Source organism: Natronorubrum halalkaliphilum, assembly GCF_009834785.1.
Taxonomy (GTDB): domain Archaea; phylum Halobacteriota; class Halobacteria; order Halobacteriales; family Natrialbaceae; genus Natronorubrum; species Natronorubrum halalkaliphilum.
Genome location: NZ_WUYX01000027.1, coordinates 106,220 through 127,653, shown reverse-complemented (window position 1 = coordinate 127,653; position 21,434 = coordinate 106,220). Strand labels below are relative to the sequence as shown.

Below are 21,434 nucleotides of genomic sequence, written 5' to 3'. Positions count from 1 at the left end.
CTTAACCCTTAGGGTCTATGGGTTATGGCATAAGGGTTAAGTCCAAAGCCATTGTCCCTTTAGACGTGAGCGTAACAACTACCAACCAAGGTTCAATGCTCGACTCAGAAGACCTTGGTCCGGCCGACGAGAAGTTGCTCGATATGCTCAACGAGGGACGCGTGACGGCACCATACGCCTCTGAAAAGACCGGATACAGTCTGCAGTACGTCCGTGACCGGCTTGGGCGACTCGTTGAGCACGGGAATGCGCGAAAAGTGTATGAAGGCCTCTACGAGCTCGTCGAGGACCCCCGAGAGGAGCGTGATCCCGATGAGTGAAGGCCTCCACCTTGACGGAGATGACATCCAGAAGATCGAGCAGGCGATGGAGGATGCAGGGTTTGATGCGACGGTCGTTGGAGACGGGCCATCAGACTACGTCAGTTCGACATCGAAACCGGCTGCAAAAGTAACCCTCCACGTGGAGCGTGATTCCGATGAGTAGCCAGCAGTACGCCGACGGCGGCTCGCGACTTCAGTGGCCCGACGGCTACGAACGTACGCCCGCGACCGACCGCGAGGCCTACCCCGGCAACATCTCGTTGACCCATCGCAAGGCCTTCGAGTCGATCGTCGAGGAACTCGAGCGCTGGGGAAAGACCGACGTCGAGATCGAGACCGCGGGAACACACTACGCGAACGATTCGAACATTCCGCACAAGTCCGCCGACCCGGACGACGTCGGCGTCGTGGCTTACTACCGCGACCTCGAGGAGCACTCGAGCGAACAGTCGGCGATCGCCTGCGACCGCTGGGAGAGCCAGCGCGAGAACGCCCGCGCGATCTCGCTGTGGGTTCGCCGGGTTCGACTCGCTGATCGATGTGGCGTCGAGACCGCGCGGGACATCGACGAAGTCGCCCAGCTGCCGCCCGCCGACGAGGAGGCGATCGCCGCGCCACCGGCCTCGAGCAGCGACGAACTCGACCAAGAGCCCCACGAGATTCTCGAGATCTCACCGGATGCTTCGGACGACGTCGTCACGGCGGTCGCCCGCCGGAAGGCCTCGGACGTCCACCCCGACGGCGACGATCCCGATGTCGAGGCGTACAAACGGATTCAGAAGGCGAAAAGACTTCTTCTTCGATAAATACCTGTTCTATATCCTAACATACAGCATATATATCAAGAGAGCGGGCATAGTACCAGAGATAGCCATTGTGATTTTAAACAGTCTGGTTTGTCCATCGTATGTGTTTAATATAACGTCATGATGGCTACGAAAGGCGGCTGCAAAAAATACCCCCGGTACGACTATAATTATCGATAGGAAGACACCATCTTCATACGTAAAGGAGTCAGATAATAATGAAAAAATAGGAGATAAAATTGCGAATGGTGTGTGAGATAGCAAGAAATCAAACAAGTATATTATGGGTTCATACCGCGGAATATCTGTTGAAAATTGAGTGGTTGAGTCAGCAATGGCTAAAATATTTGTCACTGGGAAATAGAATACTAGTCCACGCAGGTACCAACGATAGCTTCTCTCTAATTGATTTATATCTCTGAGTGGTGGCCGCGTCTTCAGATTACCACCACTTCCATTAGTGTTTGAAGAAGTCCATGGGTGTGATAGTACCGAGATACATACGCCCAAAAATTTCACGCCGTACATTAGAAGCAGTCCAAATAGCAGGGGGGCCAAAATGAGAACCCAAGTCGTGAGGAAAGTCCCAAAAATAGAACCGATTTGGTGATGAGGTCCTGGAACGTAAATGAAAACGAAAGGTGGAATTGCCAAGACAATGCATATCCAACCTAAATATGAAAATGCTGTCCACAGTTTTAGGACTCTTTCATACCGGCCAACTATATCACGGAACCACCTAATCCATATCGGCGGGTCAGTTCGCAATACCCGCCACATCAACTTAACATCCATATCTGAATCTGACCAATCAACCGTCTATTAAGAAGGATTATTTATATAATTGGCCTTGGTCGTAGACCCGTCTCAATCTCTAACCATCTTTCTGTTCTCCAGAATCAAATTCTTCTATCTACTCCTCGAGTTCCGATATCCGCTTTGTCTGAGCGAGCGCGACGCAGAGCAGTAACGGCTCTATCGTCGTAACTGGCCTGAGCCGGCGTTTCTCTCGCGCTACTCTTCATAAGGAGCGACGGCCCGACCAGTTCGACCAAGTCGGTGCAGTAAGAACGATTTGATATGACTACTAAGGATTCGACCGAGGTCCGAACGTGGATCTGTCCCTCACCAGACTGCTCGTACACAACTGGTGGCGCTGGAGAGCTCGCTGAACACGTCAACACCGAGCACCCTGGTGAGTATCGGCGGGATGACTGGCCGGATACTCCTGCCGGTCAGGAAAAGCAAACTTCAGACGAAAGCGACGACATCGACGAGTAGGCAGCCGTTTTCATTCAAAGATGGGGCACGCAGACTAAAAGAGATCCCCTCTTAGACGGCCAACACGTTTAATCGAGGCCAATCGAATGAGGTAACCAGCGGGGGGTGGAGGATCATTGTCGTTGCCGACGAGGATCCGTCCAACTTGAGACATTCGGAAACGCCACCTCGCTATTGATCGAGATCGTTCCAACGTTGACCTATCGAGCTGAAACGTGATCTCGGTCGCCCCTCCGATTGACACACCACCATTGGATGGGGAGCTCCAACGTCGGCCACTGGCCGACGTTTCTCGTGTCACAATTATATGAAGGAGATACATCGGCATCCCAGGATTCTATTCGTAAGATGGGTTACCGCAACAATTATTGTAAATGGTAACTGGTTCAAGGAGTATGGCAGACACAGTGGTCAGAGATCGGTTTACGTTCAACGCCTACGATCTGTTTGCTAATTTTATTCCTGGAACCATCCTGGTCTTCGGTATGGGATTGCCATTTTTTAGTTCGCAAGGGTTCATTCCTAACCTGAGTTTAATGGAGGCAATACTGGTAGCAATCCTATCATTCGCTGCCGGCTTGGCAACTCAATCAGTTGGATCTACTATGTCAGGCCGCAAAGTGTTTGGTTGGCTTCCCTGGAGTAAACGGACTCCGCCCTTTAATGAGAAGATGGAAGCGATGCTTGAGGCAGACACACGCGATCCTGATTTTTCAAATGTCGACTGGGCAACTCGGGAGTTATGCATCGAAATTTTCAGTCTGAACTGTGACGGGAACGACAATATTGAGCAGGTTTTCAAATCCATGTTGGCTTATCTTGAATCGTCAAAATGGAGTAGGGGGTTGCGTATTCAGTCGCTCCATCTTGCGAGCCGTGGTTTATATATCGTTACCCTATCTCTTTTTATCTACTATGGGACATTTGCTTTCGGGCTTTTCATTCCTGTTGGTGAGACATTATTCGTATATACCGGACCCCTTTCTGAGGTACATTTCACTCTTTTGAGTATTGGAATGATATCTCTTTCATATGTGTTTTTCCAGCGAGCAAGGCATTTCGAATCTGACGTTGCTGTTTATATTCTCTCTGAATTTTTCATGTCTCAATATAATTGGGATCAGTTAGATATCTCGGATTTAGAAGGGGTTGAAGTGAATACGGAAGACGGGCGGGCAGCGACACCCATTGAGCAGGAACAAAAAGACGATTCTGGAGAGAGCGACGAACCAGCAGTTGAGTAGTTGTTTTCATGCCATCCTTTAAATAAGAAGCCGCGGCCAGACACTTCGATGTCCGCAGAACAACGTCGAGACGACTTGTTGACTGCCGTTGCACTGACCGAATTCTCAGTCCACTACGAGGACGTCGATCCCGAACTCTCGCGAAGAGCCCGGATGCTCGCCGCCGATCGCCTCCTGGACTACGATCTCGAACCTGAGGAAATCCCAGTGGAACTCGAGATCGGGGCCGAGTGACATGCATCAATTCGATTAATCAGTGAGAACTCGTAGTGCTGCCAGCAATCCAACGCCTGTGGCTACGATCCCGAAACCTGGCGTAGCATCATTGCCACCGTCTCCAGCAACAATCGCCGGAGGTGCTGTTTCATTACCTGACTCGTTCAATACCATGGGGTCGTCTATTTCCTCTGGTTCTTCTGGCTCTTCCTCGAGGAAATCGTAGTCGAGCTGCTCCTGATCTTCGATGAGGTTCGTGAGTTCACCCGCGCCACTACGACCGAGCATCTCGATGAGGTCTCTAGAATTGTCTCTCAGGATCGATTTGGTCCTCCGGATGATCGTATCGATAACGCCAACGATGGTGCCGCGAATAGCCCAGTGTACTTCACTGAGGATAAGGGCGTATCCACGGAGTCCGAGAACTCCTCGAAAACGTACCAACCCCGTATTCGCTACATATCGGGTCCCGCTGAATGACAGCTGATACACAGTCGTAGACTGCAGGAGGTAGAGCTCACAACAGAAGAGAAGCACAGAGATCATCAGTTCCTCTTCGGCCTCTTGGGTGTCAACACCCTCTTCGCGTGCTATCTGATATTCATTTCCGGCCTCTATTAGATTCTGTCCCGATGCGATAATCGGGAGGTGGGAGTTCAGTTTGCCTGTCGTAACGTTGATATCGTCGATATAGCTGGTCGGAAGGCTTGTGCCGAGTTCCTGATTCAATAATTGAGCGAGATGCTGTAGTCGATATGTCTGTCGGTGTCCGTCATCGATTTCCTCTTCTAACTTCTCGAGATTGAACTCACCTTCCGCATCAAGCTGAGATGCGAATTCTACGAGGGCTTCAGGAGCCTCTGCTGTAGTCTCGTAGATCTCCTCCCCAAAACCAGATATGAACTCTTCGACCTCACTGAGTTGATCGTCCTCTTCCGCACTCACCGTTGTGACCCCACCAGCAAGGAAGAGAGAGGAGCCCAGACCAGTTATGACAGACCGCCTGCTTGTCACCATACGGTTATTATATCCTTACTTGAATATAAATCTAGCAGGCACTATTTGCACAGTCTTCTGGCTCCGCTGGATTGCACGGTAGTCGGCCGTCGATCACCACCTAAGCTACGACGTCGAACTCGAACAGGTCGCTAACGAACTCGAGATCGGCAACAATCTGCGAGAGTAGCCCCGACTCGAATATTTCCGTCAGTCAATCATATTTATCAGTATATGTGAGGATAGCGTCCGTATGCAAAGGACGCGCGTCGCGATCGCCTTAGCGGTGATCGTCTGTTTCCTCGCTGCTGCATCAGCCGGTGTTGCTGGTACGACCACCAATGGCTCTGACTGGAACAGTACGGATGCAGAACCGCTTGTCGACGATGGAGAGTACTGGAAAGGGGATGTCCTCTACAACGAGACCTTGTTTGGACCGAACGAGACGGTTACGATCACCAATCTGGTTGGAGAAGGGCAAGATGAGGTAAACACAACTGGGGACGGAGAACTCTGGATCGATACCAGGGCGCTCAATCTATCAGAAGAGGGGGTTTACTCCGTTGAAGGAAACGACGTCACGGTCAACTTCTTCTATTCGGTCGAGGAGATCTCGATCAGGGGTGCCGATACAAGATACGTTTCCGACGGCGGAGATTCCATCGAATACGACCTTTCCGTATCTTCAAACCGTGATTCAACAGACGCTATTTTTGATGCTGATCAGGACCTGTTAGATACGCTGCTGAGTGATGCAAACACCACTGAACTCGAGGATGGAACCGTTCGCGTCGACGAGTTCGGAGGTGTTTCTGAGTCAATTTTGATCGACGACTTGGACGCACCGCAGTATTACCTCGAGGTGGAGTCTGCTGATGGGATCGCATCTGAATCGGCACTACTGGATGTAGCAGATCCCAACGAAACGACGTATCGTGTTGATCGCGAAGATGTCGTGCTTGATACCGGTGACACGTTCTGGGAGGGTCATACTGCCCACTACACAATCAATGAAGTGACCAACAGTTCCGAAGTCATCAATCCAGATGGCGAGGTAGTAACCGCGTTCCGGGAAGGAACTGAAAACGCCACTGTTAGCATAGCTAACACGCCTGGGATCACAACGAACGAATCTGAGAGTGAGTTAAACGCGTGGGAGTTGAGGAGCATATATAGTAATGAATCTGAAACCCTGTTCTACAGCCAGCAGCAGCACCTCTCCTCGTCGGTAACGAAAGATCATCTCGGAGCCGATGGAGAGACCGAATTGACAGTGGAGTCCAACCGGGATGGATACGATCTGAATCTCTGGGCGGACGGGCTCTCAGCTGAGGAACTGTTGAACGCGATGCCGAACGCGACTGAACAGGACGGTAATATCGTCATTGAAAACGCGAGTGCGGAGGAATCGATGGCCCTTGAGTTCGACGGCATTGACGCTGATGGTGGGAACCATACGATCTACACGACACCGGTGGATATCTCGGGGGCAGTGTCCACTACGATCACCCTCGAGGCTCCTGACGAGGAGGATGAAGAGGAAGAAGAGGATGACGGCGGTAACGGAGGCGGTGGATTCGTACCACCGTCGCCTGGTGATGGGCCAGATGACGAGGACGATACAGACGAAACCGAAGAAGACGAAGGTGAAGAAGAGAAAGTGGAGACTGAAGACGACGAGAATGCCTCCGTTGAGGAGAATGACGACGAAGACCAGGACGAAACCGAGATAGAAGAAGAAGATTCTGACGAGGACGGAGATGCCGATCAGGACGATGATGCTCAGCCAGCTTTCGGTGCTGTCGCTGCAATCCTCGCGCTGCTGCTTGTGGGACTGGTCCTTCGATCTCCCTAATCAGTCACCGGATCGCACTTCGCGTCCGACGGACGTCTCTCGAGACCGTCCTCACGACTGTTGAGATATCGGTTCTCGATTCAAAATGTAGTTCGCCGCTTGGATCCTGCCCATCAGAGAAGTCGATCGACTCGAGCGGAAGGACCGGTGGCTCTTCTCCAGGGCGAGCGATATCAGGAACCGGGTAGCTCTTCCCCGGGTCAATTGCCTTCGGGACGATCGGGATGGATGCCTCGCGCTCGTCCTCGCGAACGCGATTGGCGAGCTCCCGCGTCGCAATCTGCCGGAGGTCCTCCGGGTTATCGATGTCTGGCTCGATCTCCGAATCCTCGATTTCGGCTTCTTCCTCGGAGAATCCGAGGTCGATGAGCCGCTGTATTTCCTCCTCGGCACGCGCCTCGGCAACGAGGTACTCCTCGTTGTCCTCGTCATACGCGCCGTATATCGTGATGACATTCGCATAATCCCGCATCTCGAAGCCATCCGAAACGCCCTCGAGCGTGGTCCAGTCGACATCCTCCTCAACGATTCCACCTCGAGGGAACGAAGTAACGAGGAACTCCTCGTCATCGTACTCGGCGACCCATCGATACCCGGCCTCGTCGTGCAAGTCTTGCTGAATTTCGAAGTCGCTTCCGACGAACTCTCGATCGTTGAAAATCCCGAGATCGTTCGTCGTTATCTCGAGCTCATATGAGGAGATTGCTTGGCTGTTGTACCCGTATCTCGGAGTCGCATCCTGCGGGTTTCCCTCGATCGGATATGCACCGAGAGTCAACCTCGATCGCACGAGCGATCCGAACGTGTTACCGAAACTCCCCGACACCGAGTTGGTGCCGTCTGCCCCGATCGGGTAACTGTCGCCGCCGTTGTTACTGAGTTCTACGGAGAAGTTGTCATTTATACCAGTAGCCGAGACAACAAGATCCGCGGCTGTCGTGTTATACGGGTCATCATGAATGGCACTTTCAAATGTGTACTCTGGTGGATAGAGGTACGGTCTATCGAAGTAACCACCAGGCTCGTGGAGTTCGTCATCGAAGTCATCCGAATTGTGATATCGTCTATCGTATATGACGACCACGTCAACAACATACTGACCATCACTGCTATCTTGATACTCAAGGAGGAACGAGCCCCCATCACTATCGTCACCACCCCGAATGTCGTATAAATTAGATAGATGCCACCACGACGGTTGGTCGTTGCTCCCCACCCCAATACCTTGGTAGAGGTCCGTCCCATCAAAGCGAACTCTCACATCCCGATTCCCAGAGAAGATCCCTTCTCGAAGAGAAATATGTAGGTGTTCTGCAGGGATCGTGTAGTCAAAATCAACGGTTGGGACTGTATTAGGGCCGTCTGCCTCCCCACCAGAGTATTGATCATCACTATAACCGCCTTCTAAGTCGAGCACATAACACGTCTGAAGGAGTTCAATCGTGCCGTCTGAAATGTCCACAGGGAGTGTTTCGCGGTCGGCCTCGTCCCAGTTGAATAAGTTCTCAAGGTCGGCTGTCGACGAGGCGCTTTGCACGATCTTTCCCTCGTCGACGACGTTCGGATCGGGTTCATGCACGACGGCCTCGAACGGCGTCTCCTCAGCCCAGTATTCCTCGAGCGCGTTGGCGGCGGCCTCGCCCTGATAGTGCTTTTGTGCCGACCCCTGGTCGAGTTTGTACTCGACCGACTCGCCTCGGAGTGTCGTCAAGTCGGATCCCTTATCGTGGTTGACGGTGTCAAGCCGGCCGCGGTATATGAGCTCACTGTCGCCCGACTGCGTCTCGTACACGACGAACATCTCGGCAAGACGCCAATCCTCGAGCTCGCGTGTTAACGGAACGTAACACTCCCACTCGTCGATATCAGTATGTGTTCCCGGGAGGCTCGGATCGATCACATCATCGGGACCGAGGACGGCCGTGTGTTCGCTGTCGGGATCGCGATCACCGCCTCGAGTCAAGTAAATTGTGTACCCGGGACCGAGCGGCTCGAAGCGATCGAGGTATGCATCGCCGAGGACGAGATCCTCGTCAACGAGCGCCCCGTCCGCATCGAGTGCCTCGAGGCGGAGTGTTTCGCCCTCGTAGTCATCGCTGATATCGAACGTCAGAGTCTGGCACCGCCCAGAATCGATATCGATGTCTTCCTCACCGATCGTCTCGCCGCCGGCGTCGATGAGGACGATCGTCCCCGACGACGGCCAGTCGGTCCCGCCCGTGTTCGACGCGATCGCCCGGACTCGGATCTCACCGCGACCAATTGCTGTCCGATAGCCGGAAATCTCGATAAAGGCGTCCCCGTCGCCGCCGTCAGGGACATCGGCCTCGACGTCGGCAGGCCCGAGTTCGAATCCGGCGTCTTCGATCGCACTGACTGGGTGTGCATATAGCGCCGGTGAAAGGTCGTGCGCCTCGTCCTCGTAGTACGCTGCAAACGTCAGGCCAGTCATTTCGAAGTTACCAGAGGCGTTGATCCGGCCGATGATCGAGCCGGAGTCGCCGGGTGCGACGTTGGTCAGGTACTTGTCCACGCCGGTAACGGTGACTGAGCCGTGATCGTACTCGACGTCGATCGTGACGTCCGTCGCCTCGAGGAGACCGCTCGAGAGGCCGGTACGGACGCCGGTTTTGAGGAACCGCTCGTCGAAATTTGACTCACCAAACGAGTCGACCTCCTTCATTCCGAATAGGTAGCGACCCACCTCGACGTCCTCTTCGAGCGTGACGAATCCGAAGTCGAGGTTCTCATCATCGGGTCCGTCCGGATCGATATCGCCGAGCGACGTCACCTCTCCAACGCGATAGTCCTCCAGTTCGAGGTCATCATCCTCGGCGACGTCCTCGAGGACGTCCGCCGGCTGGAACACCTCGCGGCCGGTACAGTCGGTTTCGTCGTCGCACAGGACGTGGTTGTTCGAGATGAAGCCGACCTCGCCGTCGAGTTCGACGACGGCACCGGCGGTTCCCCACGGATCGCCTTCACCGTCACCGATTTCGACACCGCCGGCGAACGGGCGAATCTCCTCGTCACGGTTGCCCCGCGGCTCGTAGTTTTCATAATCGCCGGTCGCGATCGGCTCGGCGCCCTCTGGCTGGACGTCGACGGCCGTCCCGTCGAACTCGTCGGGGAGGACGTCCTCGTCGTTGAGTTCCCTCTCCGGGACCTTTTCGTCGACGTACGCCACGACGACGATGTCGCCCGTGTACTCGCCGCCTGACTTCTCTCGTCCGATTCCGTGGCCGATCACATTCGGGAACTCGAGCAGCTGGTCGCGTCGCTCTCGAGGGATGTCTATGTCGTCCATAAGTAGCGTCGTCAGTCGTCAGTCGGCTCGTCGAGTTCTGGTTCCGTGGTCGTTGACCACTCTTTTTCGACGACGACGTCGAACGTGTCGAGAATCGCCGTTTCAATGCCGTCTAATACGCTTTCGTCGGGGCTGGTACCGTAAACAGTAAGCTCGAAATACTCGCGGTGCCCGGGCACGCGTTTGGCGATATCTCGCCATGAATCAATTTCATCGGACGGCTCGACGTTCTCCCGTAGTACCTCCGCGATAGCCGAGCTTGAGACGGTTCGAGGGAGTTTGTGTGATACGCTCGGGACAAATCGGATTGTTGTTTCAGATGTCATTGTTATTCACGAGTCGGGATGATTGATTGGCGAGCCCCGGCGAGTCTAAAATCGGGATGATGGCCGTCTTCGACCGTCATTAAACCGAATAGGTTATCGCGGGCGTTCCAAAGGTCCGTATTACCCGTCCCAGTTGCGTAAGAATCGAACACTCCATCATGTTTGTAGGAGGCGCGGAAACGGCCCTCGTCGAAATTCATTTCAATACGAGCGTTCCAAGCACGACGACGGTTGCCGGAATCAATATGACTTGCATCTAACGTATGGGACACCTCGCCCGCCTCGATTACTTCGCCGGTTGTTAGGTTGATTCCATACGAGTGTGAGTCAGTCGGATCGCTAATATCTAATGCACCGACATACATATCATGGAATACCTCCTGATCGTCCTCTTGGAACGAGACTCCCGATTGACTCCCGACAAAATCTATCACGCAAATATTAGCATCCATACTAAAAGTCGGTCTGTAATGCCTGAGGGCCGCATAATCTCCCGGGTCGCCGGGGGATGTTTGAAGAGCGGTGTGGCTGGTTGATGCACTCGCGGTCCCGGTTGTTTCGACCTCGATTTGGTCCGGTATCTGTCGAGGGAACCAGAAGGTTTTCCCTATGTGTCCACTTTCGTACCGCACATCTTGTCGATTCGCTCCCGGTTGTAGTGTCATTTTTATATCACCTTGTGTTAGTTTCCGTCTTCGTAGTAATATCGTTGCTCTTCCTCGACCCAAACGAACCCGCCCTGACGCATTTGGTCGGCTGACGCCTCGGCGTCCTCGAGCGTCTCGTAAACGGGTGGTTCCCACTCGTCCTCGCCGCGGACGGTCCCGCCCGCAACGGTCCCAGCGTCCTCGACGTTGTAGCCGTCCATATCGAGGTCGGCGGTCGCCGGGTTGCTCATTCCGTCCCAGTCACCGTCGGGTGGCTCTGTGACCCGAAGTCGGCCGTCCGAGTCGACCTCGAGGCCGCCGCCATCGAACTGTCGGATCGTCCCGCCGGCGACGACGTCACCGCCGACTCGGAACACGACGAGATCGTCTGCCTCGACGTTCTCGGATTCAAGGACCTCGGCCGTCACCGACTGGACCTCGAGGTCGCTCGAGCCGCCGAACAGCATTTGCTGTAGTTTCTTGAAGTTCTCCCGATACTGACTCGCCCAGTCGGTCGGAATGCCGATAGCGGGCAAGTTCAGGCCGTTCGCTGTAGTTTCGTCTTCTGTTGGCATGGTTCTTATATTACGGATGAACCGAGCTCGTCGAGGAGTTCCTCACGATCGTCGTACTCGTCGCCGTCGGCGATCACGAACAACTCGAGCTCGAGTTCTCTCGCGTTGCGTTTACTCGCTGGTCTCGAGAAGTCGTCACCACCGATGACAGCTGCCCAAAACGGATCGGCGTCACTTTCCTCATCGGCTGGTTTGACGAGGATAATCTGCGATTCGACCGGCGCGTGATCCGGAAGGCGCTCACGCACCCACGGGACGCCGCGGTCAGTCGTCCCGGTGTTGATCGAGGCGCTCGCGAACGTCAGTCGGTCGCGAACAGCCCGGAACGAACCGATCGCATCGCCGTGAATCAGGCCGTCGTTGTGCTCGACGCCGTCAGTGTGCTCGGTCCCTCTTCCATTGAAGAAGAACCGGAGCGTGATCTTGTCCCCCCGCGTCAGGAGCGGCGTTTCATCCGTGAGTCCGCTCGCGACGTTTTCGCCGATCGCCCAGTGAATTGTCTCGTCTGTCATCGGTCAGTTCCTCGCTTGTCGGCCAGCTTTGCGTAGTCGTGCCTCGAACAAGTCGTTGAAGCGTCGGTTGTTGATCTCGAGTTCGCCCTCGATATCGAGTTCGAGTGTCTCCAGGAGCATGGCGATCCGCTCGAGGAGCTCCTCGGTGCGACTGGTATCGCGACCCCCCGATGGCGACGAACCCGATCCCGTTGCGTTCGACGGGACATCATCGACTGACTCGACTGTCGAGCCGATACCGTCAGCAAGCGCGTCCGAATTTTTCTCAGAACTCGACCCGATCGTCTCGGGGACTGCTTTGCCAGCGTCTGTGAGTCTCGAGAACTCTCCTTTCTCGGCGTCCGAACTCGGGAGGTAATCGCTGGCGGCGTCGGTCATGCTGTCGACGGCGCCGGTAACATCGGGGATGTTGTCGCGGATGCCGTCGGCGAACCCGTCAGTAAACGACCCCGCAGCGTCGCGAGCATCGCTCGCTCCGGGGAGTGCGTCCATGATCTCGTCGCGCTTGTTCCAGACGATACCTGCCGGATGCCAACTGCGGAAGATGTCGAGCGCGAGGCCGGTTGCCTCGTCGATATCACTCGGAATCGCCTCGCGGACATCTCGCATGGGGGAGAGCATTTCCTCTTTAGCGTTCGATAGCGTCTCTCCGGGTGACCAGTCAGTGAGAATGTAGTCGGCCGTGTCGATCGCCCACTCGACGCCGTCGACGAGCCACTCGAGGCCGTCCATGATCGCAGCGGTTGCAGTCTCGGTCTTGCCCTGGACACCTCCGATATCCCTGGACCACGCGGCATATAACGCCGCGCCCGCCGCCGCGAGCCCGAGCACGACTGCCGTGATCGGGGCAGCCGCAGCGGAGACGGTTGCGAACGAGGGCGCAACGGTACCGACGTTAACCGCCGACATGCCCATCAGTGCGATACCAGCGGCCTGTGCAGCTGGCATCAACGACTCGAGCGGTCCAAGATAACCCGATGCCGAAAGCTTCGCGTCCGCAAACGATGCCCGGAGTTCGTCCATCGTCGACACGTTGTCGTTCGCCGCCTCGGCATGGTCTTTGGTCATCCCTTCGGCATCCTCGAGAGCGCCGTGTTGGTCCTCGAGTTCCTCGCTCGTCAGCCCGAGCGAGTCCATCAACTCCTCCTGGTCGCCGTCGGCATCGTTGGTCGCCTGTCGGAACTCCGACATCGCGGTCCGGGAGTCCATCCCCTTCTCCTCGAGCGCGCCCATGATGGCTGCAGTGTCGTCGACGCCCATCTCCATCTCCTGGAGTTCGGGACCCAACTTCGTCGTCATCTGCGAGAACTCGTCCAACTCCATCGTCGTGTTCTCGGCGATGTGCGTGAACGTATCCGCGTGTTCGCCGACATCTTCGACGTCTTCACCCATCGCGCGGAGTGCTGGGCCGACGGCGTCGGTCACGGAGTCGGCGGTGTTGCCGGTCGCGTCGCCAATCTCGTCCATCTGCAGCGCCAGATCCTCCATATCATCGGCGGAGTCGACGCCCATAGACGCGAGCGAGTCCATCGTGCCCTCGGCTTCGTCGAGGCTGAACGTCGCGTCGCTCATGTCTGTCGCGAGATCTCGAGCCGCGTCGCTGGTGATCCCCATCGTCTCGGCGGTCCGATCGAGCCCCTCTCGGGTTTCACGCGTCGAGTCGAGAATGCCCTGGCCTGCGGTTGCGAGGCCAGCAAGCGCTCCGCCAGCGGCCATTCCTGCCGGCTCAACGTCCCACAACGACTCGGACATGTCTCCGGTCGCACCACCGACATCCTCGCTGGCGTCGGCGGCGTCGCTGGCGCCGGAAACATAGTCGCTGGCGTCGAGAGCCATTTGGCTGGTCAAGTGTTCGAATGTCATGAGTACCGATCTCTAACCTGCTGGTGACTCTGGCCGATTTCTTCCCGCTGTTTTCGATACCAAAAGAGCCACCAGCGCTGTTCTTGCTGGTCGAACTGAGCCCACTCTGTGAGTGTCCAGTCTTGGAGTGTGCAGAGCTCCCCGATCCGTTGGCCTATCGGGGACTCTGCTACTTTTTTGACTCATCCTCTGAGAGTGGCCGACCCTCAGTGTTGACGAACGTCAGTACGGCGATGATGCGCGGGATTGAGAAGTTTCGCTCCCACCAGTCGAGATCGAGTTCATCGGGCTTGGAGAAGTCGGCGGCGACCGCGTACATGCGATCGAGCGCTTCGTCGAACTCCGCCTCGATGTTCTCCTCGTCGATGTTCTCGAGATGCTCCTGGCAGAGCGAGGCGAACTGCGAGGCCTCCCGACCGAAGGGGCGGAACTCGACTGTCTCGTCACCGATCGGGACGTCGATCGACTCTTCGGCCAGCTGGCGCTCGAGGCGCTGCTGCAGCGAGTAGGTCTCGGCGAGGTCTTCGCGACGCTCGGCTTCGCGCTCGTCGCGCTGCTCGATTGTCTCGGCGACAGCACCAGCGTTCGCGAGCGTAGCGCCCGCCATCGTCACTCACCTCCGTCTGGGTAGTAGTCGATGTAGATGGGCGAGCCCTCGACCCACCACGTCCAGGAGACGGTCGGCGGCGTCTCGCTTGGATCGATCTCTGGGCTGGTGAGCTTCAGGTCGTCGAACCGGTGACAAAGCTCAGAGTCCTCGAGGAGATCGATCTCGTCGCCGGCCTTCAGCTGGGCGAGGACGTCGTCCTTGAAGTACGCCATGCCGATCCACTCGTCGTCTTCGAAACCCACGCGACGGTCCTCGGTGTCGAACGAGATCGCCATGCCGTCATCGTCGTCGACGACGACGCCGATCTTCTCGAGTCCACTGGTGTCCGCGGCGATCGCCGAGGAGACCTCGACGTCGACGGTGTTGTTCGTCCGGTAGCGTCGCGTCCGTCGCGCACCGCCGGGGTTGAAGTCGTCGTCACCTTCGTCGACGTCGACCGAGAGGTCGTCTTTCTCCTGCAGCGCAAGGCCGGTGTACTGGGGGTCTGTGCCACTTTCGTCCGCGTGAAAGACGAGGACTTGCGAGCCCTCGACTTCCAGATCGCTGGTGATGTCGGTTGTCATAAATGGTGTCGTGTCTGCTGTCAGTCGTCAGGCGATGCGCCGGATCTCGAACGTCTTGCCGGCGACAAAGCGGTTGATCGAGTCGTCGAACGTCGGGTCGGTCCCGCCGGTCTCCCCGTCCCAGTACCACCCTTCTATCCGATCGTTTCCGACCGACGCGATCGCGCCCAGGACGTCGTCGGGCCAGGTCGTCGGCTGCCGGCGACCGACGCTGGGCCGGTATTCGAAGCCGACCTGGACGTTGAACGTCGCCTCGGTCCGCAGATTGCGTGGCTCCTCGAGGTCGGTCCGAACCATGACGTGAACGACGACGTCCGGCGGGTCCGGTGCGCCGTCGTCTTCGTGCCAGGTCCGGGCGACGGTCGCCGGCACGATCACGTCCGAGGCGTCGTCGACGTCGGCCTGCTCGAGGAGGTCGGCCAGCTGATCGTCGGCTACGAGGCGTCCGAGGATCATCTCGCGGACGGCGCGGAGTCGAGGCCGGTGGTCGCTCACCGGTCCATCGCCTCCTCGTGCATTGCTTCGAGAGCGTCGCGGATCGTGTCCTTCTCTTCGCGCAACGACGGCGCAAGAAACGGCTGGGTGAACTCGACGATGCCAGCGTACTCGGCCTCGTCGTTACCCCACTCGATTACGACCTCGGTCTCGCTGACCTGCTCGATCTCGATGTCCATCGTCCCGGCGAGTTGGCCGGTATCCTTCGGTGCATTCGTGACGATCGTGCCGAGGATCGCGACGCCGGCAACGCCAGCGTACTCTTCCATCGCGGACTCGAGACGCGGTTCCATGTCCCGGAACCACTCCGCCATGTCGTCCATCGTGACGTCGGACGTCCACTGAAACTCGGCGTTCATCTTAGGCAGTCTCCAGTTCGATGTGCGTCGCGGTTGGTCGCGACCGCCGCCCGTACGCGGGCAGCGGTGAGCCGACGATCTCGAGGTCATCGTAGGTCTCGTAACCGTCAGCAATCGGCTCGAGGGTGACGGTGTCGCCGGCCTGTAGTTCGTTCAGGAGCTCGGGCCGACCGACGATCGCCGGGTTGTCGATGACCTCTTCGCCGGCTTCGGTGCGGGTGAGTTCGGTCCCGTCCGCGTGATAGCGGACCGGTGCGTCCTCGACGACGATCTGATCGTCCTCGAGGGGCTGCCCGTAGCCGTCGACACAAACGCCATCGTCGCACTCGTAGCCGTCCGGGCAGTCGCCATCGCTGTCGCACTCAACGACAGCGAAGCGACTCGCGGTGAGCCGATGCGTCGGCCGGAGTCGTGTCATGGTGAGTTAGCGACTGGAGCCGCGAGCGTCGGGCGTCCGCATCAGCGGCGGGTTCTTCCCGACGTTCTGCAGGGTGTTCGAGGTGTCCTTCGCGATCGCCTCTTTGCCCAGCTGTGTCGACCGGTAGTACTCGGCCGATCGATTCGGACCGGCGAACGTTGTCGACGAGCCGTCGCTGTGGGTCTCGCCCATCGTCTGCCGGACCTCCTCGATCGGCGTGTTCAGAAGGTGATGGCCAGCGAGCAGTCGTTCGATGATCTCGAGGCGCTGCTCGGACATCCCGGTGTCCGCGAGAAGTTCATCGACGTCGAGGTGCGCTGGCTGCAGGCCGATGATCTCGACCTGTTCGTCCGAGAGCTCCTCGATCGGGTACTCCTGTGGCTCGAGTTGCATCCTGACGTGCTCGACGCTGGTCCGGTAGTCAGAGTCGTCGACGTCGGTGTCGTCACTCATCGAAGTAGCCCTCCTCGACCTGTTTCGAGAGAAGCGTCCACATCATCCCCTCCTGAACATCGTCGTCGTAGACGTCGACCTGGTCGCCACTCATACGTAGACCTCCACGGGCAACTCGCCGCGTTCGTGCGCCTTTTGAACATCTTCAGCAGTGACGTTTTGACCGCCACCCCCGTGCGGATCGTCTCCGAACCGGAGTGCTGTCATCAGTACCCGGTAGTCGAATCGATCCCAGTCGATGTTGTCACTCATGGTCAAGCACCCGGACAGCTGCCGGGAGGTCCCTCGGTGTCTCTTGCTCTGGCTCTGTTGGCTGACCGTAGTAGATGAGGTTGTAACGGGCTTCGAGTGGAGTGACACCATCGGTCATCGAATGATCCCCTCCGCGTGGCAGTGGCCTTCAATCGGGCCGAACACTCCTCGAGCCCCCGACGTGTCGCGGAACCGGAGCGTCGGGAGTCCGTAGTGGTCGCAGATCCAGGACGGGATTTCGACTTCGATGCTGCCGTTCATCGGTCAACCTCGTACTCGAGCCCTTCGACCAGGACGTGCTCGTCGACCACATAGACGCGGCTGTTTACGTTGATCAGCCAACGCCCGTCGGCGATCTCCTCGAGCGGTTCGTAGATGACCACCAGCTTGTCTGAATGGTCCCGGTAGAGTTCCGACCGTGGCCGCATCCGCCCGAGGACGTCAACCGGGAGCATGAACCGCTCAAAGTCGGTCGTGCCCCCCATCGGACGCTCTTTGTGCAGCGACGGGTCGTAGTCGTGAAGACGTTCGGCGCTCATCGGTCAGTCCTCGTTGTCCTCGGGGTCGTCGCGACGGGCTTTGGCAGCCTCGATCACCTTTTCCGAGCGCTCGACGTCTTTGATCTCCTCGAGGACGTCGTCGACCACGCCGGACTCGACCGTCTCGACGCGGTCCTGGTACCCGTCGTGATCGTCGAACCAGGCGTCCTCGTCGAACGCGACACCATCCGGTTCAGGAGTGATGCCGTCGTCGGTGACCTCCACGCCGTCGGTGTCCTCGAGGATCTCCTCGAACTCGTCAGCCGTCTCGGCTTCTTGGACGATGTCGTCTTCGACGCGTTCGATCTGGTTGCCGTAGGCCCGGAGTTCGGAGTCGGTCGGCTCGAACGTCTCACCGGGCGCGATCTCCTCACCCGTGTCGTGGCGTTTGAGTCGCGTCGACGACGTCCAGCGGTGTGTCGTCACGAGTGATCACCCGTCGATGCCGGTTCCGACGGCGATCCCGTAGATCTCGTCGTACGTTGCCTTGATGCGCGGGATGCGCATGCCGAGGTGTCGGTACTCGGTGGCGAGCCCGAGGTCGATCTCGCCGGACATCGTCGTCGGTGCCTGACCGTCGGCGAGGTCGACGACGTCGGTGTTCTGGATGACCATCACACACTCGTCGGGATCGAGCGCACCGGACATCCGGAAGTCGATCCACGGGTAGTCCTGCTGCAGGCGCTGGAGCAGGTTCATGTTCCCGTCGCCCTGTGGGTCGGGCTGCAGGGTCAGGTTGCCCCACTGCGCAGTGGGGTAGTAGAGCCAGACGCCCTCCTGCTGTGGGTTGTAACCGCGGTTGCGGTCTTCGGTCTGGGCGTTCAGTTCGGACTGAAGCTCTTGGATGGTCTCGACGACGTTCGACGCTTCGGCCCAGTCGCCGAAGCCACTCTCCTCGAGCTTGTAGTCGGTCGTGAGGTAGCCGTCGACGCTGTAGAGCGAGCCCTGGATCTCGATCTCGGTGTTCCAGCCCTCGAAGGCCAGCTCCTCCATCGAGTCCGCGAGCTCCTCACCGGCTTCCTCGGCGGCCTCGGTCTCGGCATCCTCGCCGAAGTTCTGCGAGTTGATGAGCTCGCGTTCATCGATCTCCCAGGTGACGTAGTCGTACGGCAGGGGGACGCCCTCGCGGAACTTGACCGGCTGGTCGTCGTGGGCCTGCGACCGGAGGTTCATCCCGCGCTCGGCGTCGAACGCATCCGAGCGGACCTGGTACAGCGAGACCAGCCGCGCCGGGGAGACGTCGCGATCGAAGCCGGCGTCGATGAGGTCCTCGACGGCGGTCTTCGCGATGCGCGCCTCGGTGACCTCGAGGTCGTCGCGATCCTCCCACTCGTCGTAGTCCAGGCGCTGGGCGTTGGCGCTGATGCCGCCCATCGCGCCCTTTCGGTAGCCCTGCTGGAGGCCGTTCGCTGCGGCCTGCCAGAGTTCCTTCTGCTGCTCGACGCCCGCCGGGCCGTACTCTTCTTTGGCGGTCTGGAGCGTCTTCTGGTACATCCGCTGCTGCAGCTGCTGCTTTGCGTTCTCGTCGTTCGTGAAGAGAATGCGTCGCTGCAGCCCCGACAGATCGTCGTTGTCGCTGTCGGGCATCGTTCGGTTTGCCGAGATTCCTGCCATCTTAGATCACCTCGTATTCGAAGCGGTCGTCAGCCTGTGCGTCCTCGAGGGCGACCGCGAGTTTGGCGCCCTCGTCCTCGTCGACGTGCTCCCGGAACGTGCCGTCGCCGTTGGAGACGACCGGCTCGCCCTCGCTGATCGCGTCGCCGGCGAGGCCGTTCTCGTCGCCTTCGCCCGGTCGGAGGACGTACGCACGGATCTCGTCGCCGGGTTCGGTGATGTCGACGTCCTTCGGTTCTTCGCGCGGCGTGTCGCTGCCGGTCTTCTTCTCGATCGCGATGCGAACGGACACGTTCTCGCCGTCGCCTCTCTGCGGGGCGACCAGCGGCGTGCCGTCGTCGTCGACGCCGGTGACCTCGAGGAGCATCCCCGGCGTGACCGCCACGGCTTCGGCGAGGCGGTACGTGCGTTCGATTGCCGAGTCGATCTCGCGTCGGCTGCCGACCTTGTGACTTCGCGACATCTCAGTTCACCTCCAGGTCCGGCATGTCGTCAGTGTCGACGTCGCCGTCACCGCCAGCGTTGCCGGTCGCACCGAACGCACCCGTGCCGCTGGTTGCAGGCGCACCGCCGGTCTGCGTGGCGCCGCGTTCCTTGCGCTCGAGTTCCTTCTCGGGGAGGTCGGCGATCCAGTCGACGTCCTCCGAGTCGTACTCGGCGCTGTTCGCGACGATGTTCTTTGCGCGCTCCTCGCGCTCGAGTTCGTTCGCGGTTGCTTCGACCTGGTCACCGATCGCGTCCTCGGTGACGAAGCCCTGCTCGCGAAGGGTTTCGCCGAGTTCCTGGGGCGTCATGTCGCCGATCGTCCCGCCCCCAGTATCGTCGACGTCGTCGGCGTCGTCCGCGGTCGGGTCGTCGTCCTGTCCGTCTTCGGGGTCGTCGTCATCGCCACCATCGGCGTTCCCGACGATGTTCTTGTGCGTCGTCTCGAGGCAGGTGTCACCCATGCCCTCGAGCGAGTCGCGCTTGATGTTGCTGTTCGCCGTGATCTCTTCGATGAGGTCGTCTCGGTCCATGTTTGCTGTGTGGTAGGTGTCGCTGTTCGATTCGGGCTCGTCGTCCTCCCATCGCAGTTGGTCGCTCATCTCGTCGACAGCCGAGTCGACGTGAGCGGTCAGCGTGCCGCCGATGGCACCCATGATCTCTTCGACGTCGTCGCCGTCGTACTCGTCTTCGAGGTTCTCGCGAACCTCTGCCATCAGCTCGTCAACTTGCGGCTCTATCGTGCCACCAACGACGCCCATGATCTCTGCGACAGATTGGCCCTCGAACGTCGTGTTCGCGGTTCCGTTCATCTCATGGTCTGTATCGTCATCCACAGGGGATTCCGAGGACTCGCCCTCGGTTGCCGCCCCCGTCGTTTCCGTGCTGTTCGCTGCAGGGTCCTTCGGACCAGCAGCCGAGCCCACCAGCGACGCGAGGCCGCTGAAGAGCTGTCGGACGCCGGCCATCTGTGATCCGTTGTCCATCGTCCGTTGGCCCTCGCCCTGCCCGGTCTGGGGACTTACGGGGTCATCGCTTCCGGCGGAGATCGCGCCGACGTCAGGATAGTCAGCCACGTTCGCCGCCACGCCGGGGGCGATCCCGCAGCCGTCCTCGACCGAGCAGACCCCACGACCGTTGGGGACCAGCGCGACCGAGTCCGGCGCCGCGATCGCCTTCGCGTTCGTCCGGTGCTCACCGTCGTACTCGCCTGGCGGGAGTTCGGCGTGGAGGTACTGCGAGGAAACCTCGAGACCGCGGCCGGCTTCGATGTCGTCGACGATGTCGGCCGCCTCGCCACCCATCTCTCGAGCCTCGTCGGCGTTGATCGCGATGTCGGCACGAACGTACTCGCCGTCGAAGCGATCGTTCTCTACGGTGCCGACGCCGAGCGTCTCCTGGACGTCTTCGTTGGCCGCAAGGACGATGTCGTCTTCCGGTCGCTCGGGGTCGTGCCATGAAAACTCGGAGTGGTTTCGGGGGTGGTTCACGGTCGGCGTCGTGCCGTCCCACCCGGTACAGCCGTGCGTGTTCTCCATCTCGGTACTGGCAGCGACCCACTCGCGCGGGACGTAGCCCGTCGCGAGCTCCATCGGCTTGACGATCGGGACGCCCGTGGCGACGTAGTACTGGTCACCGTTGCGCGTCTCCTCGACGATCTCGACCTCTTCGCCGTTCGCAGTGATGTATCTCGTCAT

At 58.5% G+C, this 21,434-nt stretch carries 25 protein-coding genes; 6 read left to right on the top strand and 19 right to left on the bottom strand.

The annotated features are described in order from the left end of the window. Nucleotides 1-65 precede the first annotated feature (65 nt). The 5 genes from GS429_RS08450 to GS429_RS08430 all read left to right on the top strand — a co-directional run bounded on the left by GS429_RS08450 (nt 66) and on the right by GS429_RS08430 (nt 3,888). Nucleotides 66-320, top strand: coding sequence for a MarR family transcriptional regulator (locus GS429_RS08450; protein ID WP_328821302.1), 255 nt, complete (start codon nt 66-68; stop codon nt 318-320). After that, the gene (locus tag GS429_RS08445) at nt 313-486 is read left to right on the top strand and encodes a hypothetical protein (RefSeq protein WP_160064533.1); all 174 of its coding nucleotides are present in this window, start codon (nt 313-315) and stop codon (nt 484-486) included. Before GS429_RS08450 ends, GS429_RS08445 begins: the two co-directional genes overlap by 8 nt. Continuing rightward, nucleotides 479-1,129: a J domain-containing protein gene (locus GS429_RS22140; protein WP_160064531.1), complete on the top strand. Its 651-nt coding sequence runs from the start codon at nt 479-481 to the stop codon at nt 1,127-1,129. Before GS429_RS08445 ends, GS429_RS22140 begins: the two co-directional genes overlap by 8 nt. 1,676 nt (nt 1,130-2,805) lie before the next feature. Continuing rightward, nucleotides 2,806-3,654, top strand: a complete 849-nt coding sequence (locus GS429_RS08435) for a hypothetical protein (protein ID WP_160064529.1) — start codon at nt 2,806-2,808, stop codon at nt 3,652-3,654. A 48-nt stretch (nt 3,655-3,702) separates the two neighbouring features. Then, nucleotides 3,703-3,888: a hypothetical protein gene (locus GS429_RS08430; RefSeq protein WP_160064527.1), complete on the top strand. Its 186-nt coding sequence runs from the start codon at nt 3,703-3,705 to the stop codon at nt 3,886-3,888. A 15-nt stretch (nt 3,889-3,903) separates the two neighbouring features. Here GS429_RS08430 and GS429_RS08425 read toward each other — a convergent pair whose 3' ends face one another. Beyond that, a complete protein-coding gene (locus tag GS429_RS08425) occupies nt 3,904-4,887 on the bottom strand; it encodes a hypothetical protein (RefSeq protein WP_160064525.1) in 984 nt (327 codons plus the stop codon). Between the two features lie 232 nt (nt 4,888-5,119). On the opposite strand from GS429_RS08425, the gene GS429_RS08420 reads away from it, so the two are divergent. Then, nucleotides 5,120-6,721 (top strand): hypothetical protein, encoded by a 1,602-nt coding sequence (locus GS429_RS08420; protein WP_160064523.1) that lies wholly within the window; start codon nt 5,120-5,122, stop codon nt 6,719-6,721. A 4-nt stretch (nt 6,722-6,725) separates the two neighbouring features. On the opposite strand, the gene GS429_RS08415 is transcribed toward GS429_RS08420, so the two are convergent. From GS429_RS08415 to GS429_RS08330, 18 genes are all read right to left on the bottom strand, one after another. Beyond that, nucleotides 6,726-10,028, bottom strand: coding sequence for a hypothetical protein (locus GS429_RS08415; RefSeq protein ID WP_160064521.1), 3,303 nt, complete (start codon nt 10,026-10,028; stop codon nt 6,726-6,728). Between the two features lie 328 nt (nt 10,029-10,356). Continuing rightward, a complete protein-coding gene (locus tag GS429_RS08410; protein ID WP_160064519.1) occupies nt 10,357-11,019 on the bottom strand; it encodes a hypothetical protein in 663 nt (220 codons plus the stop codon). Nucleotides 11,020-11,036: 17 nt separating this feature from the next. Beyond that, nucleotides 11,037-11,576 (bottom strand): hypothetical protein, encoded by a 540-nt coding sequence (locus GS429_RS08405; RefSeq protein ID WP_160064517.1) that lies wholly within the window; start codon nt 11,574-11,576, stop codon nt 11,037-11,039. 5 nt (nt 11,577-11,581) lie between these two features. After that, nucleotides 11,582-12,088, bottom strand: coding sequence for a hypothetical protein (locus GS429_RS08400; protein WP_160064515.1), 507 nt, complete (start codon nt 12,086-12,088; stop codon nt 11,582-11,584). 3 nt (nt 12,089-12,091) lie between these two features. Next, nucleotides 12,092-13,951, bottom strand: coding sequence for a phage tail tape measure protein (locus tag GS429_RS08395; RefSeq protein WP_201293987.1), 1,860 nt, complete (start codon nt 13,949-13,951; stop codon nt 12,092-12,094). Nucleotides 13,952-14,120: 169 nt separating this feature from the next. Then, nucleotides 14,121-14,558 carry a hypothetical protein gene (locus GS429_RS08390; RefSeq protein WP_160064511.1) on the bottom strand — a complete coding sequence of 146 codons (438 nt, stop codon included), beginning with the start codon at nt 14,556-14,558 and terminating at the stop codon, nt 14,121-14,123. 2 nt (nt 14,559-14,560) lie between these two features. Next, complete coding sequence (locus tag GS429_RS08385) at nt 14,561-15,124, bottom strand: hypothetical protein (protein WP_160064509.1); 564 nt, start codon at nt 15,122-15,124, stop codon at nt 14,561-14,563. A 27-nt stretch (nt 15,125-15,151) separates the two neighbouring features. Next, complete coding sequence (locus GS429_RS08380; protein WP_160064507.1) at nt 15,152-15,619, bottom strand: hypothetical protein; 468 nt, start codon at nt 15,617-15,619, stop codon at nt 15,152-15,154. Next, nucleotides 15,616-15,978 carry an HK97 gp10 family phage protein gene (locus GS429_RS08375; RefSeq protein ID WP_160064505.1) on the bottom strand — a complete coding sequence of 121 codons (363 nt, stop codon included), beginning with the start codon at nt 15,976-15,978 and terminating at the stop codon, nt 15,616-15,618. Before GS429_RS08375 ends, GS429_RS08380 begins: the two co-directional genes overlap by 4 nt. Nucleotide 15,979: 1 nt before the next feature. Beyond that, complete coding sequence (locus tag GS429_RS08370) at nt 15,980-16,396, bottom strand: hypothetical protein (protein WP_160064503.1); 417 nt, start codon at nt 16,394-16,396, stop codon at nt 15,980-15,982. Between the two features lie 6 nt (nt 16,397-16,402). Beyond that, on the bottom strand, nt 16,403-16,849 hold the full coding sequence (locus tag GS429_RS08365) for a hypothetical protein (protein WP_160064501.1): 447 nt from the start codon (nt 16,847-16,849) through the stop codon (nt 16,403-16,405). Between the two features lie 90 nt (nt 16,850-16,939). After that, the gene (locus GS429_RS08360) at nt 16,940-17,101 is read right to left on the bottom strand and encodes a hypothetical protein (protein WP_160064499.1); all 162 of its coding nucleotides are present in this window, start codon (nt 17,099-17,101) and stop codon (nt 16,940-16,942) included. A gap of 114 nt (nt 17,102-17,215) precedes the next feature. Continuing rightward, entirely contained in the window at nt 17,216-17,362 is a 147-nt protein-coding gene (locus tag GS429_RS08355; RefSeq protein ID WP_160064497.1) for a hypothetical protein, read from the bottom strand. Further along, a complete protein-coding gene (locus GS429_RS08350; protein ID WP_160064495.1) occupies nt 17,359-17,640 on the bottom strand; it encodes a hypothetical protein in 282 nt (93 codons plus the stop codon). The genes GS429_RS08355 and GS429_RS08350 overlap by 4 nt, the downstream gene beginning before the upstream one ends. Before the next feature lie 3 nt (nt 17,641-17,643). Next, nucleotides 17,644-18,066 (bottom strand): hypothetical protein, encoded by a 423-nt coding sequence (locus GS429_RS08345; RefSeq protein WP_160064493.1) that lies wholly within the window; start codon nt 18,064-18,066, stop codon nt 17,644-17,646. 6 nt (nt 18,067-18,072) lie between these two features. Then, nucleotides 18,073-19,254, bottom strand: a complete 1,182-nt coding sequence (locus tag GS429_RS08340) for an encapsulin (protein WP_160064491.1) — start codon at nt 19,252-19,254, stop codon at nt 18,073-18,075. A 1-nt stretch (nt 19,255) separates the two neighbouring features. Further along, on the bottom strand, nt 19,256-19,717 hold the full coding sequence (locus tag GS429_RS08335) for a hypothetical protein (RefSeq protein ID WP_160064489.1): 462 nt from the start codon (nt 19,715-19,717) through the stop codon (nt 19,256-19,258). A gap of 1 nt (nt 19,718) precedes the next feature. Next, a complete protein-coding gene (locus tag GS429_RS08330; protein ID WP_160064487.1) occupies nt 19,719-21,434 on the bottom strand; it encodes a DUF2213 domain-containing protein in 1,716 nt (571 codons plus the stop codon).

Excerpts from the sequence above, each read along its gene's own strand:
- GS429_RS08405 (WP_160064517.1), bottom strand. The coding sequence starts at position 11,576 with ATGCCAACAGAAGACGAAACTACAGCGAACGGCCTGAACTTGCCCGCT.
- GS429_RS08445 (WP_160064533.1), top strand. The coding sequence starts at position 313 with ATGAGTGAAGGCCTCCACCTTGACGGAGATGACATCCAGAAGATCGAG.
- GS429_RS08355 (WP_160064497.1), bottom strand. The coding sequence starts at position 17,362 with ATGAACGGCAGCATCGAAGTCGAAATCCCGTCCTGGATCTGCGACCAC.
- GS429_RS08370 (WP_160064503.1), bottom strand. The coding sequence starts at position 16,396 with ATGACACGACTCCGGCCGACGCATCGGCTCACCGCGAGTCGCTTCGCT.
- GS429_RS08335 (WP_160064489.1), bottom strand. The coding sequence starts at position 19,717 with ATGTCGCGAAGTCACAAGGTCGGCAGCCGACGCGAGATCGACTCGGCA.
- GS429_RS08350 (WP_160064495.1), bottom strand. The coding sequence starts at position 17,640 with ATGAGCGCCGAACGTCTTCACGACTACGACCCGTCGCTGCACAAAGAG.
- GS429_RS08420 (WP_160064523.1), top strand. The coding sequence starts at position 5,120 with ATGCAAAGGACGCGCGTCGCGATCGCCTTAGCGGTGATCGTCTGTTTC.
- GS429_RS08425 (WP_160064525.1), bottom strand. The coding sequence starts at position 4,887 with ATGGTGACAAGCAGGCGGTCTGTCATAACTGGTCTGGGCTCCTCTCTC.
- GS429_RS22140 (WP_160064531.1), top strand. The coding sequence starts at position 479 with ATGAGTAGCCAGCAGTACGCCGACGGCGGCTCGCGACTTCAGTGGCCC.
- GS429_RS08400 (WP_160064515.1), bottom strand. The coding sequence starts at position 12,088 with ATGACAGACGAGACAATTCACTGGGCGATCGGCGAAAACGTCGCGAGC.
- GS429_RS08375 (WP_160064505.1), bottom strand. The coding sequence starts at position 15,978 with ATGAACGCCGAGTTTCAGTGGACGTCCGACGTCACGATGGACGACATG.
- GS429_RS08330 (WP_160064487.1), bottom strand. The coding sequence starts at position 21,434 with ATGACGAGATACATCACTGCGAACGGCGAAGAGGTCGAGATCGTCGAG.
- GS429_RS08410 (WP_160064519.1), bottom strand. The coding sequence starts at position 11,019 with ATGACACTACAACCGGGAGCGAATCGACAAGATGTGCGGTACGAAAGT.
- GS429_RS08415 (WP_160064521.1), bottom strand. The coding sequence starts at position 10,028 with ATGGACGACATAGACATCCCTCGAGAGCGACGCGACCAGCTGCTCGAG.
- GS429_RS08385 (WP_160064509.1), bottom strand. The coding sequence starts at position 15,124 with ATGACAACCGACATCACCAGCGATCTGGAAGTCGAGGGCTCGCAAGTC.
- GS429_RS08390 (WP_160064511.1), bottom strand. The coding sequence starts at position 14,558 with ATGGCGGGCGCTACGCTCGCGAACGCTGGTGCTGTCGCCGAGACAATC.
- GS429_RS08360 (WP_160064499.1), bottom strand. The coding sequence starts at position 17,101 with ATGAGTGACAACATCGACTGGGATCGATTCGACTACCGGGTACTGATG.
- GS429_RS08340 (WP_160064491.1), bottom strand. The coding sequence starts at position 19,254 with ATGGCAGGAATCTCGGCAAACCGAACGATGCCCGACAGCGACAACGAC.
- GS429_RS08395 (WP_201293987.1), bottom strand. The coding sequence starts at position 13,951 with ATGACATTCGAACACTTGACCAGCCAAATGGCTCTCGACGCCAGCGAC.
- GS429_RS08365 (WP_160064501.1), bottom strand. The coding sequence starts at position 16,849 with ATGAGTGACGACACCGACGTCGACGACTCTGACTACCGGACCAGCGTC.
- GS429_RS08435 (WP_160064529.1), top strand. The coding sequence starts at position 2,806 with ATGGCAGACACAGTGGTCAGAGATCGGTTTACGTTCAACGCCTACGAT.
- GS429_RS08430 (WP_160064527.1), top strand. The coding sequence starts at position 3,703 with ATGTCCGCAGAACAACGTCGAGACGACTTGTTGACTGCCGTTGCACTG.